We start from the raw sequence: 12024 nt of genomic DNA on the forward strand, positions 1-12024 counted from the left end.
TTATTATCTAAGTCAGCTTTTCATAATAAAGTTTTAAACTATTCCCAAAATAATTTTGACAATTAGCTATTAGCACGGTATACTAGCCTTCGTGTAAAATATGCAGCAAAGAGCGGCAAGAACGTCAACAGTTATCGACGATTTAGTTCAATCAGTAACCTGTGGCTGCACAAGGTGAAATTTGTAACGATAACTGCACGAATGCTAAGCTCTAGTTAATTATTTTACTCCAGACAAACATTTTGGAGGAATTAAAATATGTCAAGATATACTGGCCCACGCTGGAAATTATCACGTCGTTTAGGTATCTCACTTTCAGGTACTGGTAAGGAAATCGCTCGTAGAAACTATGCCCCTGGTCAACACGGACCAAATGGTGGCCGTCGTAAGATCTCAGAATACGGTCAACAATTAACTGAAAAGCAAAAGTTACGTTTCATGTATGATGTTAACGAACGTCAATTCCGTAACCTATTTAACCGTGCTGGTAAGATGGATGGTATCCATGGTATCAACTTAATGATCCTTCTTGAAACAAGATTGGATAACGTTGTTTACCGTTTAGGTCTTGCAAGCTCACGTCCACAAGCTCGTCAACTTGTAAACCACGGTCACATCACAGTTGATGGCAAACGTGTTGATATCCCTTCATACGAAGTTCAAGTTGGTCAAAAGATCAGCCTTCGTGAAAAGTCAAAGGACCTTGCTATTGTTAAGGAAAACCTTGAAAACGTTGTTGGTCGTCCTGGTTTCGTTAGCTTCGACGATAACACATTGACAGGTTCACTAGTACGTAACCCAGAACGTGACGAACTAGAACCAAACATTGATGAATCACTAGTTGTTGAATACTACAACCAAGTACTTTAATATTTGGACAAAAATACATTCACTCTTTGTGGGTGTATTTTTTTTGCCCTAATTTAATTAACAAAAAAGACATCTTTGGAATGCGATTCAAAATCTTGTTCCAAAAATGTCTTCTATTTATATTTGATTTTGCTAAAAGATCTTAAAATTAATAGTAAGCCGACAATACTAGCTATTAGACCGGTCCACCACATGATTCCAAAGGTTTCGTTAAAAAATAATTGGAAAAATGCCAACGTTACGATCACACCAAGCCAGAATTCCGCACATTTGTACCACTCCATCTTCATCTACATCATCCCTTAATTAATATCTTCTTAATTCAACATCATTATAGGATATCCTCTATACAAATTAAACTAATAATAAAAAATTAATTTTGTGTAGAAATCTCTTGATTGAAGTTGACCAAATATTTACTTAATTGTAGAAATTTATCTTGCAATAATTGATCATAATCGCCAGACAAGACTTCTTCAGAACTGTTTAACAATTCAAAACCAACTACTAAATCACTAGATTTCACCTTTTGATAATGAGCGATAATTTTTTCAAAGTCTAAAGCCGGCAATAATTTACTAGAGGTATGATCATTAGAAACGCCCCAACCTTCTTTAACGATCTGATCTTGATATTTTTCTAAGATTGGATAGTATTTTTGACGGTCGCGAATATCTGCTAAGAGACTAAATGTGATAAAATAACGGTCTGGCCACAGCCCAAGTTCTAGATGTGGTGTTTTCTTATAACCTTTTTTATCTTGATTAATAGCCAACCATGTATCGGGAGGTGGATTTTTTGTTCTCCTTTGATGCTTAGCTATTTTCATAAAGAACTTTTGTTGGTATTCATCTTCTAGATGTTTTAATAAATCTGAACCAAAAACTTCGAACTTTGGATCAAGATTTGTTTTAATTAAATCTAAACGTCCAGAGAGTGTCATATCTTCAAAAACTTTAAAATCATTTTTATCAAACATGTTCTCAATCCTTTGTTGTAGAATATATATATTAATTATATAGGAGGAGCTATGCAAAAACCATTAGCATATCGGATGCGCCCTACTAATATCGATGAAGTCGTTGGACAACAACATTTAGTTGGACCACATAAGATTATTCGTCGGATGGTTGAAAGTAAATTGCTATCCTCGATGATCCTTTATGGACCTCCCGGGATCGGTAAAACTAGTATTGCCAGTGCTATTGCCGGCTCTACTAAATATGCCTTTCGCATGCTAAATGCCGCAACTGATACTAAAAAAGACCTACAAATCGTAGCTGAAGAAGCTAAAATGAGTGGTACCGTCGTATTGATGCTCGACGAAATCCACCGCTTAGATAAAACTAAACAAGATTTTCTATTGCCTTTACTGGAAAGTGGCTCGATTATTTTGATCGGTGCTACCACTGAAAATCCCTATATCAATATAAGCCCTGCAATCCGCTCTAGAGTTCAAATTTTCGAATTGAAGCCACTTAATAGTGATGACCTTAAAAAAGCTGTTAAACGTGCTCTAAATGACACAGAGAACGGTTTAGGAAAATATCATGTAGAACTCGATGAAAATGCCTTGGAATTACTAGTTAATTCAACCAATGGCGATTTAAGAAGTATTCTCAACGGACTTGAATTGTCAGTTCTTTCGACAGAACAAGAAAAAGACGATTCAATTCACATCGACTTACAATCTATCGAAGAATCAGTTCAAAGAAAAGCTATCTCTTCTGACAAAGACGGCGACAGTCACTACGATGTCATGTCTGCTTTCCAAAAATCGATTCGTGGCAGCGACCCCGATGCAGCAATTCTTTATTTAGCTCGACTACTAGAAGCTGGCGATTTGACTTCAGCGATTAGAAGGTTGATGGTCTGTGCCTATGAAGATGTCGGGTTAGCCAATCCTCAAGCATGTGCCAGAGCCGTTCAAGCCTGCCAAGTTGCTCAAATGGTAGGTTTACCTGAAGCTAGGATTCCTTTGGCAGATGCTGTCATTGACTTGTGCCTTTGCCCTAAATCAAATTCAGGTATGGTCGCTATCGATTCGGCATTAGAAGACGTCCGCAGCGGCAAAGCTAATTCCATTCCCGACGATATTAAAGATGCTCACTACTCTGGAGCAAAAAAACTCGGACATGGCGTTGAATACAAATATCCCCACAATTATCCAAACTCTTGGGTCGAGCAACAATACTTACCAAATAACCTTCGTAATCGTCATTACTATCAACCAAACGATACTGGTAAATATGAGCAAGCCTTAAACCTTAGAATCCAACAAATACAATCTTGGAAAAAGAATTCGAAACGGAGCCAGAATAATTATGATAATTAAAATTTTAATGATCTTTTTTGTGATTTTTTTATTAGCTTTAGCTTACATCCTTTGGTCACACAGTAGCGGAAAGTTTTTGATTTATTCACCAGATGAAAATTTGACGCTCAAAAACGTCATGCGCTATACGGCTGTATTATTGGTTTTAGTAGCAATCATGGGAATTGCAATTGCCTTTTTCGGAAGTCGTGAAGCTAACTTCATTACTTTATTGTTAGGAAGTTTAATTGCGGCTGGATTTTCAATTTATTTAGCAAATATACGTTAAATATCGTTGGATTACTGTATTTATTTCCCTAAATAAACTAAAATGAAATTATAAAAGCAGTAATATTACATTAACGGGGTGATACTTATGTTACAACAATATAAAAACATTCTCGTACCAATTGATGGTTCATTTGAGGCAGAATTAGCATTTAAGAAGGCTGTCGAAGTAGCTAAGAGAAATAAAGCTGCGATCCATTTAATCCACGTCATTGATACTAGAGCTTTCCAAAACGTTTCTAGCTTCGATTCAACAATGGTAGAACAAATTACTGAAAAAGCTAAGGAAACAGTTAAGAAGTACGTTCAAACAGCTAAGGATGCTGGATTAGACGAAATTGACTACAGCATTGAATATGGCTCACCAAAAGCCATCATCGCTACTGACTTTCCAAAGAAGTTAGGTGTCGACTTGATTATGATCGGTGCTACTGGTCTTAATGCTATGGAAAGACTTCTAATTGGTTCAGTTACTGAATATGTAACTAGAACAGCTGCTTGCGATGTCTTAGTAGTAAGAACTGACTTGAACAATCAAACGATTCAAAAACCTAAGAAATAGTAACTACAAAAAAAGAGGATCGATTCTAAACGAATCGACCCTCTTTTTGATTAGCGAAATTAATAAATTGTTTTTATATTTAAAAGATATTCAAATGCATATCTTTCATTTTAGTCTTTAATTTTTCAAAAACTGTTTTATTTTCACTGATACTTGAGATCACATATGCCTTGATGTAGTCCTCGTCAGTCTTTTGACCTTCACGAGTACCGGCATCTGCCAAGTAGCAGTACATTTCATCGAGTTTGAACAAAGTTTGTTCTCTTCTAGCAATGAAGATACCTTCGTTAGCATATTCCATAGCTTTTTGATTTTCTTCTAGCTTCAATGACAAATCAGCCATGTTGCTATAGATCAAAATGCTATCGTGATAATTTTCATCACCAATCTTGTCAAGACTTGATTTGATCAAATCCTTAGCTTGATTGTAATAAACTCGAGCTTCGTCCATTGACTTCTTATTGATGTAGGCCTTAGCAGTAAAGACATCGATCAAAATGTCATACATATCAACGTTAGCAATATTGACGTTCATAGCCCGGTTGAAATCAAAAATAGCTTTGTCATAATTCTTGCTAGTTACATATTCAATCAATCCATTGAAGAAATGGATCAACTTGATTTCTTGCTTGTTATTGACATTGATGTTTTTTAATTTACCCAGTTTGTCACTGATACCTTCGAAATCATCTTGATAAAATGACTTCTTGATATCGCTAATGATGGAATATATTTGACTATCGTCATTGACGATTACAAGGTTCATTGTGATACCCAGTCTTTCACAAATGCGAACCAAAATTTCCATGCTTGGAATCTTGTCTTTTTTTTCAATCAGGCTGACAGTTGCCTGTGTACAAATACCATCAGCTAACTCAGATTGAGAAATTCCTCTGAGTTTTCTGTAGTGGCGAATCTTTTCACCTAAAATTTTCATTCTAAACTATCCCCATTCATTTATTAATTCCATGGATAATTTAAACAGTTATTAAAAAATGTTGCAAGAAATAAGCAACGATAAAAAGATAAATTTTAAAAATTTAATTATTTACTTCAAAGAACCATGCATCTTTTTCACTACCATTTAATAATTCAGGATTATCATTTAATTTATCGTTCACCTTGACGATTTTCCCGTCAACTGGTGATTCTAGCTCTATTACAGCCTTTTGAGCTTCAATCTCACCACTAGATTCACCTTTTTTAATTTCAGAATCTAGATCAGGTAGTTCGACATATTTGACATCCCCTAAAGCCTCTTGAGCCTCTTGAGTTAAACCTATACGAGTTGTCTTGTCACCCTTTTTTATCCAATAATAATTTTTCTTTTCACTCATAAAAATTCCTACCTTTGCTTAAAAGTACCATTTTCAAACATATAACTCTTATGATGGAATCTCATCGACATGACTAGTCCAATACCAATCATATTACCTAACAACGCTGATCCACCTTGCGAGATGAACGGCAGCGGAATACCTGTTAATGGCAATAAACCAACGCTCATACCAATGTTTTCGAAAACGTGGAACAAAATCATCATGATAACGCCAGTTGATACGTAAGCATAAAATTCATTCTTAGTATCAAAAGTAACTTGAACCATTTGATAAATCAATAAGAAATAAAGCAAAATTAAGACACATGAACCGATAAAACCAAAGTTCTCACCAATAACTGAGAAAATCATATCAGACTCACGAACAGGCACATAAACGTTAGAAACGTTAAAGCCCTTACCAAACAACTTACCAGAACCGATAGCTTTCATATTCTGCCAGATCTGATAACCATTTTCCGATGTATCAGCTGACGGATTACGCCAACTATCGATACGGGCGAATTGATAAGATCTAAAGCCAAAATGACCTAAGATCTCACGGCCCCAATCAGTCGTTGCAAATAACAGAGCTGTTCCACCGATAACGGCAACAATCAGAAAACCAGTTAAGAGGATTCGCCAATCGATTCCAGATACCAAAATCATTCCACCTAAGATGGCCACGAAAACCAAGATAGTACCAAAATCATTTTGCAACTTCAAAAGAACCATGACTGGTAGAGTCCACAAGAATAATTTGCCCAATAAGATGAAGTCATTTTTTATGGTGTGAACTTGATATTCACTGTTATGATTCGTAATAACTTTCCCCAGCATCAGTATATATGCTGGTTTCATTACTTCAGACGGCTGAAACGTAAACGATCCAATCGCAAACCAACTCTTGGCACCAGTACTTGCGGCATAAGAGCGGCTATAAAAAATCAAAACTAAGAACAGCAAAGCAATCCCGGCAAAGTAAGCATAATTTGCCACTTGCCACAGTTGCTCCGCATCAAATTGCATGATAATGGCTATCCCAATCGCACCGATAACATACCATGCTAGTTGTGAAACTACATTTCTTAATGGATTTTGTGAGTCCTGAATCGTAGCTACGTAAATAGACATAAGTCCAATCATCGCAAGCATCATTACCGAAAAAATAATTCCGTAATCGATTCGAGAATCCACATCATTCTTTTTTCTATTTTCTCTTATTTGCATATTTACACCTGCTAATGATTATGTAAATTATATTGCATTAACAATTCATTGATTGCATCGTCCAATTTTACTGATTTGAAGGGAGTATCGTTGCTTTCAACAAATGAAAGGTAACGGTCTCCATCTTTTTTGATGGTACCAATATATTTTTTACGGTCCCAAAGTTCATAAGTTTCAGGATCGCTACTGATATCTTTTAAGTTGATTTCAACTGTTTTTTTTCTACTAGACATTAAATCTTTCCTATTCTTTGCTATGAAATTTCTTGGCGATAATTTCATCTTCGTATTTTTCAGGATGAGGATTTCTAAAAATAGTGAAATTATCAGGTACTGGGTCTACCCCACCACGAACAAAAGGATTACAACGCAAAATACGTGCTAATCCCATTATCGTACCTAAAATTCCACCATGTTTTTTAACCGCATCAATAAAGTAAGTCGAACATGTCGGATAATAACGACAACTAGGTGGTAAAACTGGCGAAATAAATTTCTGATAAAAACGAACTATTCCAATTAAAAGTTTTTTTAGCATCTAATTACCTTAAAAATTCAAACATGTGCATCCAAGTTCCTGGCCACAATACAGCTAATGGATTAGACCCACCTAGTGCTGATCCAATCAACATACCTAAAACCAAGAAGATGAGCATTAATAATAATACCCAGCCAATTTTTTTAAAAATATCATGACGATATTCTTTACCAAAGTCTCTTTTCATTTTTCACCCTAGTATTTTTGATGTTTTTCGATATGATCCAATAATACACCTGTACCTAAAGCAACAGAATCTAGTGGACTATCAGTCAAGAGAACTGGCACTTGAAGCTTTTCAGACAATAACTTGTCCAAGTTCTTCAACAAAGCGCCACCACCAGTTAGCATGATGCCTCGGTCAATGATATCACCAGATAGTTCTGGAGGTGTTTGTTCCAAAACATTCTTTGCAGCGATAACAATTTGATCGATACCATCTGATAGTGCTTCTTGAATCTCTACTTCATTAGTAGTGATTTCTTTTGGCAATCCAGAAACAATATCAATTCCACTAGCAGAGAATGTTTTGCTTTCGTCAGCGTCCATTACACAACCAATTTCCATCTTGATTTGTTCGGCTGTTCTTTCACCAATAATCAAGTTGTGGTGTTGTTTAATGTAAGCTTGAATGGCACCAGTCATCTTATCACCAGCGAAACGAAGCGATTGACTCGTTACAATATCACCCATTGAGATGACGGCGATATCACTAGTACCACCACCGATATCAATAACCATATTTCCTTGTGGCTTGAAAATATCCAAACCAGCACCGACTGCAGCGACTTTTGGCTCTAATTGAAGATATACCTTACCGCCACCAGCTTGTTCGGCTGCTTCGATGATTGACTTTTGCTCAACCGGCGTTACGTTTGTAGGTGCACAAATCATAATTGTTGGCTTCGAAAAACGTCCACCAACATTTAGTTTTTCAATAAAATATTGAAGCATCTTTTCAGTAATATCAAAGTCGGCAATTACACCATCTTTTAAGGGGCGAATGGCCTTAATGTTAGCTGGAGTTCTACCAACCATCATATAAGCGTCCTTACCAACTGCTACTACATCATTATTATTCGTATTGATTGCCACAACTGAAGGTTCATTTAAGACAATTCCTTCACCTTTGACATCAATCAGTACATTTGCTGTACCTAAATCAATTCCTAGATATTTCGACATACTATATCCTCCAAAATCTGAACACAAAAAGTATATCATAACCAGCCTAATCATTAAATTGCCAATAAAAAAAGAAAGTGGTATTTCCACTTCCTTAAGCGAACTTTAAGCCAATTTTGTAACACTTGGTATTGTATTCAATACTAATCTTTCTCTACCAGATTCATCGATTGAGACTCTTCTGATCTTAGCACCTAAATCTCTTAACTTTTCAGTGAAATGATAATATCCACGGTCCAAATATTGAAGGTTAGAAACTCTAGTCTCACCTTCAGCAACTAATCCTGCCAATACTAGTGCTGCAGCAGCACGTAAATCAGTAGCAGCAACGTTAGCACCACTTAACTGTGCTGGACCAAACATAATAACTGAATTACCTTCAATCTTATAGTCGGCCTTCATTTTTCCAAATTCTGGGAAATGCATGAATCTATTTTCAAAAACTGTTTCTGTCATAACAGTAGTTCCCACACTTAATAATTGAGCCAAAGTCATTTGAGCTTGCATATCAGTTGGAAAACCAGGATGTGGCATTGTTTTAACGTCAACTGGTTTTAGTTGATTAGTTCCAACAACGTGAATTCCTTCGTCAGTTTCTTCAATTGAAACTCCCATTTCAATCAATTTGGAAATCAAAGGACGATTGTGAGCACCGACGGCATCTTTGATGAAGATGTCACCATTTGTTACAGCAGCAGCAACCATGAAAGTACCCGCTTCAATACGATCTTGCATAATTGAATGTTCACATCCATGTAAGGCAGATACTCCCTTGATTCTTACGGTATTAGTACCGGCTCCTGTAACGTCTGCACCCATCTTGCTCAAAATATTAGCAAGATCAACAATCTCGGGTTCTCTGGCGGCATTGTCGATAACCGTTTCACCATCGGCTAAAGTAGCTGCCATCATAATGTTTTGTGTTGCACCAACACTTGGAAAGTCTAGATAAATGTTAGCTCCATGTAAACCATCAGTTTTTGCGTCAATAAAACCGCCTCTTTGGCTGAATTGTGCACCCATAGCTTCTAGTCCCTTGAGATGCAAATCTATCGGTCTAGAACCAATTGCACAGCCACCAGGCATTGCGACATGAGCTTCCTTGTTACGAGCTAGGAGAGGTCCTAAGACAACAATCGAAGCACGCATCTTGTCCACTAAGTCTTCTGGTGCAGTCGTAGCAGTTCCATTAGATGTATCGACAGTCAAAATCTCATCTGCTTCATCGTAAGAAACTTCAGCATTTAGAGCTTTTAAAACTTTAGACATCGTTATTACATCCGATAACGGAGGGATATTAGTCAAGAAGGTTTTACCTTTTGATGCTAAAATAGTCGCCGCTAAAATTGGTAAAGCGGCATTTTTTGCACCTTCAATTCTGACAGTTCCTTTTAATTGCGTAGGTCCATTAACGATTATTTGTTGCACAATATTCTCCTCCAAAACCTGGGATCATTTAAAAAAGTAAGGTTATATTTCGAGCTAAACTAAAAATGCTCATGAAAAACGAACTAACTGTATAACCTAGAGCGATTGCAATAAACGCTACAAGTAATTGTAACATTTTAGGGTTGGTTTTGTTATAAATCTTTTTCCAATCAACCACTTGCAAAACGTTGAAGCTGATCCAAATAAATATAACATGACTTATAAGCGTTATTATGGCATTTATTCCGATATTTGTCATTTTATAAACCTCACTTTTCTAGATAGTAACATTTTTGCCTAAATTATTCCGTTAGTTATCAAATACTTTAAAATTATTTAAAAGAAAAAGGATTAGGTTTCCCTAATCCTTTAAGTTAATTTCTATGCGAACTTACGTTAATTCTATTAATAGCCTTACGCAAGGATACTTGAGCACGAGCCAATTCATCAACGTTGTGTTTCTCTTCCGCAACTTTGATAGTATCTTCGGCTTTTTGCTTAGCATATTCTGCACGTCTTAAATCAATGTCTCTAGCTCTTTCAGCACTGTTGGCGACGATTGATACTAGATCATTGCTAAACTCCAAGAACCCGCCGTTTACAGCAATTGAATCTTCATGATGAGGCTTATCCACACGACGGACACGAACTTCATCAATAACCAAAGGGGCGATGATTGGAGCATGATGAGCCATGACACCAATTTCACCATCAATGGTACTTATAACAACGAGTTTTGCATGATGATCATAAACAACACCATCGGGAGTAACAATATTGACCGTCATAATGTTTTCAGCCATATTATCTCCTCCTATCGTTAATTGGCAACTGCTTGATCAGTATTTTCATCTTGGCCATCAGCTGGTGTCCAGCCCATGTCTTTAGCCTTGTCGATAACGTCTTGAATTCCACCAACACCGTTGAAGGCATCTTCTGGAACATCATCGTATTTACCGTCAAGGATAGCACGGAAGTCCTTAACTGTTTCTGAAACAGGAACATAAGAACCTGGCTTACCAGTAAATTGTTCAGCAACACTGAAGTTTTGTGACAAGAAGAATTGAATACGTCTTGCACGAGCAACGACTGTCTTTTCTTCATCAGACAATTCGTCCATACCCAAAATAGAAATGATATCTTGAAGTTCATGATATCTTTGAAGAACTTCTTGAACTTGTGTAGCAACATCATAGTGTTCTTGACCAACGATTGCTGGATCAAGAGCTGAAGATGTTGAAGCTAGTGGATCAACAGCTGGGTAAATACCTTGTTGTGTCAATCTACGTTCCAAGTTAGTAGTTGCATCCAAGTGGGCGAATGTTGTAGCTGGAGCAGGATCAGTATAATCATCGGCAGGAACATAAACAGCTTGAATAGAAGTGATTGAACCCTTCTTAGTTGATGTAATACGTTCTTGCAATTGACCCATTTCTGTAGCTAATGTTGGTTGGTAACCAACGGCTGAAGGCATACGACCAAGCAAGGCAGAAACTTCTGAACCAGCTTGTGTAAATCTAAAGATGTTATCGATAAACAATAGAACATCTTGTCCTTCAACATCACGGAAGTACTCAGCAATTGTCAAACCTGTTAAGGCAACACGCATACGAGCACCAGGTGATTCGTTCATTTGTCCATAAACCATGGCTGTCTTAGCAAGAACACCGGATTCCTTCATTTCATAATAAAGGTCATTACCTTCACGTGTTCTTTCACCAACACCAGTAAATACAGAAATACCACCATGTTCTTCAGCGATATTGTGAATTAACTCTTGAATCAAAACGGTTTTACCAACACCGGCACCACCGAACAAACCAACTTTACCACCACGAACGTAAGGTTCGAGAAGGTCGATAACTTTGATTCCTGTTTCAAGAACTTCTGTTGATGTATTTAATTGATCATAAGCAGGTGCTTGTTTGTGGATACTATCTCTTCTAAAGTCAGCAGGGAATTCCTTGCCTCCATCGATAGATTCACCTAAAACATTAAACACACGACCTAAAGTTTCTTTACCAACTGGTACAGAAATAGGTTTGGCTGTGTTAAGTACTTGTGCACCTCTTTGAAGTCCATCAGTAGAACTCATGGAAATAGCACGCAAGGCGCCATCACCTAGTTCTAGAGCAACTTCGAGGGTAATCTCTGATCCGTCGCTTTTTTTAACTTTAAGAGCATCATTGATTTCTGGCAAATCTGCATCTAAAGAAAATTCAACATCGACAACTGGACCGATTACCTGAATAACTTTACCTTTGCTACTCATTAATTTGGCTCCTTTCTAAA

16 protein-coding genes are annotated in these 12024 nt (G+C 36.9%); 4 read left to right on the plus strand and 12 right to left on the minus strand.

What is annotated here, in order from left to right; genetic code table 11:
• Positions 1–258 precede the first annotated feature (258 nt).
• Positions 259–870, plus strand: coding sequence for a 30S ribosomal protein S4 (gene rpsD, locus LF20184_RS08080; RefSeq protein ID WP_010020146.1), 612 nt, complete (start codon positions 259–261; stop codon positions 868–870).
• A 373-nt stretch (positions 871–1243) separates the two neighbouring features.
• On the opposite strand, the gene LF20184_RS08085 is transcribed toward rpsD, so the two are convergent.
• Positions 1244–1849 (minus strand): DUF1054 family protein, encoded by a 606-nt coding sequence (locus tag LF20184_RS08085; protein ID WP_010020149.1) that lies wholly within the window; start codon positions 1847–1849, stop codon positions 1244–1246.
• Positions 1850–1900: 51 nt separating this feature from the next.
• Between LF20184_RS08085 and LF20184_RS08090 the strand changes: the two genes are divergently transcribed.
• From LF20184_RS08090 to LF20184_RS08100, 3 genes are all read left to right on the plus strand, one after another.
• Entirely contained in the window at positions 1901–3205 is a 1305-nt protein-coding gene (locus LF20184_RS08090) for a replication-associated recombination protein A (protein ID WP_010020150.1), read from the plus strand.
• Entirely contained in the window at positions 3195–3473 is a 279-nt protein-coding gene (locus LF20184_RS08095) for a hypothetical protein (RefSeq protein WP_010020152.1), read from the plus strand. The genes LF20184_RS08090 and LF20184_RS08095 overlap by 11 nt, the downstream gene beginning before the upstream one ends.
• Before the next feature lie 87 nt (positions 3474–3560).
• Positions 3561–4034, plus strand: a complete 474-nt coding sequence (locus LF20184_RS08100; protein ID WP_010020154.1) for a universal stress protein — start codon at positions 3561–3563, stop codon at positions 4032–4034.
• 79 nt (positions 4035–4113) lie between these two features.
• Here the strand turns inward: LF20184_RS08100 and LF20184_RS08105 are convergent, their stop codons facing one another.
• The 11 genes from LF20184_RS08105 to atpD all read right to left on the minus strand — a co-directional run bounded on the left by LF20184_RS08105 (position 4114) and on the right by atpD (position 12004).
• Complete coding sequence (locus LF20184_RS08105) at positions 4114–4971, minus strand: helix-turn-helix domain-containing protein (protein ID WP_010020155.1); 858 nt, start codon at positions 4969–4971, stop codon at positions 4114–4116.
• A gap of 103 nt (positions 4972–5074) precedes the next feature.
• Positions 5075–5371 (minus strand): glycine cleavage system H family protein, encoded by a 297-nt coding sequence (locus LF20184_RS08110; protein ID WP_010020156.1) that lies wholly within the window; start codon positions 5369–5371, stop codon positions 5075–5077.
• Positions 5372–5379: 8 nt separating this feature from the next.
• Entirely contained in the window at positions 5380–6582 is a 1203-nt protein-coding gene (locus tag LF20184_RS08115; RefSeq protein WP_056945167.1) for an FtsW/RodA/SpoVE family cell cycle protein, read from the minus strand.
• An 11-nt stretch (positions 6583–6593) separates the two neighbouring features.
• Complete coding sequence (locus LF20184_RS08120; protein ID WP_010020158.1) at positions 6594–6815, minus strand: DUF2969 family protein; 222 nt, start codon at positions 6813–6815, stop codon at positions 6594–6596.
• Positions 6816–6825: 10 nt separating this feature from the next.
• Complete coding sequence (yidD, locus tag LF20184_RS08125; RefSeq protein WP_010020160.1) at positions 6826–7119, minus strand: membrane protein insertion efficiency factor YidD; 294 nt, start codon at positions 7117–7119, stop codon at positions 6826–6828.
• A gap of 4 nt (positions 7120–7123) precedes the next feature.
• The gene (locus LF20184_RS08130; RefSeq protein WP_010020162.1) at positions 7124–7306 is read right to left on the minus strand and encodes a DNA-directed RNA polymerase subunit beta; all 183 of its coding nucleotides are present in this window, start codon (positions 7304–7306) and stop codon (positions 7124–7126) included.
• Positions 7307–7314: 8 nt separating this feature from the next.
• Positions 7315–8304 (minus strand): rod shape-determining protein, encoded by a 990-nt coding sequence (mreB, locus tag LF20184_RS08135; protein WP_010020163.1) that lies wholly within the window; start codon positions 8302–8304, stop codon positions 7315–7317.
• A 105-nt stretch (positions 8305–8409) separates the two neighbouring features.
• Complete coding sequence (gene murA, locus LF20184_RS08140) at positions 8410–9732, minus strand: UDP-N-acetylglucosamine 1-carboxyvinyltransferase (RefSeq protein WP_010020164.1); 1323 nt, start codon at positions 9730–9732, stop codon at positions 8410–8412.
• A gap of 28 nt (positions 9733–9760) precedes the next feature.
• The gene (locus LF20184_RS08145) at positions 9761–9991 is read right to left on the minus strand and encodes a DUF1146 family protein (RefSeq protein ID WP_010020165.1); all 231 of its coding nucleotides are present in this window, start codon (positions 9989–9991) and stop codon (positions 9761–9763) included.
• A gap of 115 nt (positions 9992–10106) precedes the next feature.
• Positions 10107–10535, minus strand: coding sequence for a F0F1 ATP synthase subunit epsilon (locus LF20184_RS08150; RefSeq protein WP_010020166.1), 429 nt, complete (start codon positions 10533–10535; stop codon positions 10107–10109).
• 17 nt (positions 10536–10552) lie between these two features.
• Positions 10553–12004 carry a F0F1 ATP synthase subunit beta gene (gene atpD, locus LF20184_RS08155; protein ID WP_010020167.1) on the minus strand — a complete coding sequence of 484 codons (1452 nt, stop codon included), beginning with the start codon at positions 12002–12004 and terminating at the stop codon, positions 10553–10555.
• Between the last annotated feature and the right edge of the window lie 20 nt (positions 12005–12024).

The organism is Companilactobacillus farciminis KCTC 3681 = DSM 20184, assembly GCF_002706745.1.
GTDB lineage: Bacteria > Bacillota > Bacilli > Lactobacillales > Lactobacillaceae > Companilactobacillus > Companilactobacillus farciminis.

What these genes read in the sequence shown, in the direction of transcription:
- LF20184_RS08110 (WP_010020156.1), bottom strand. Translation starts at nt 5,371, where the DNA reads ATGAGTGAAAAGAAAAATTATTATTGGATAAAAAAGGGTGACAAGACA.
- LF20184_RS08115 (WP_056945167.1), bottom strand. Translation starts at nt 6,582, where the DNA reads ATGCAAATAAGAGAAAATAGAAAAAAGAATGATGTGGATTCTCGAATC.
- LF20184_RS08120 (WP_010020158.1), bottom strand. Translation starts at nt 6,815, where the DNA reads ATGTCTAGTAGAAAAAAAACAGTTGAAATCAACTTAAAAGATATCAGT.
- yidD (WP_010020160.1), bottom strand. Translation starts at nt 7,119, where the DNA reads ATGCTAAAAAAACTTTTAATTGGAATAGTTCGTTTTTATCAGAAATTT.
- LF20184_RS08130 (WP_010020162.1), bottom strand. Translation starts at nt 7,306, where the DNA reads ATGAAAAGAGACTTTGGTAAAGAATATCGTCATGATATTTTTAAAAAA.
- LF20184_RS08085 (WP_010020149.1), bottom strand. Translation starts at nt 1,849, where the DNA reads ATGTTTGATAAAAATGATTTTAAAGTTTTTGAAGATATGACACTCTCT.
- LF20184_RS08145 (WP_010020165.1), bottom strand. Translation starts at nt 9,991, where the DNA reads ATGACAAATATCGGAATAAATGCCATAATAACGCTTATAAGTCATGTT.
- LF20184_RS08100 (WP_010020154.1), top strand. Translation starts at nt 3,561, where the DNA reads ATGTTACAACAATATAAAAACATTCTCGTACCAATTGATGGTTCATTT.
- LF20184_RS08095 (WP_010020152.1), top strand. Translation starts at nt 3,195, where the DNA reads ATGATAATTAAAATTTTAATGATCTTTTTTGTGATTTTTTTATTAGCT.
- rpsD (WP_010020146.1), top strand. Translation starts at nt 259, where the DNA reads ATGTCAAGATATACTGGCCCACGCTGGAAATTATCACGTCGTTTAGGT.
- LF20184_RS08090 (WP_010020150.1), top strand. Translation starts at nt 1,901, where the DNA reads ATGCAAAAACCATTAGCATATCGGATGCGCCCTACTAATATCGATGAA.
- LF20184_RS08105 (WP_010020155.1), bottom strand. Translation starts at nt 4,971, where the DNA reads ATGAAAATTTTAGGTGAAAAGATTCGCCACTACAGAAAACTCAGAGGA.
- mreB (WP_010020163.1), bottom strand. Translation starts at nt 8,304, where the DNA reads ATGTCGAAATATCTAGGAATTGATTTAGGTACAGCAAATGTACTGATT.
- LF20184_RS08150 (WP_010020166.1), bottom strand. Translation starts at nt 10,535, where the DNA reads ATGGCTGAAAACATTATGACGGTCAATATTGTTACTCCCGATGGTGTT.
- atpD (WP_010020167.1), bottom strand. Translation starts at nt 12,004, where the DNA reads ATGAGTAGCAAAGGTAAAGTTATTCAGGTAATCGGTCCAGTTGTCGAT.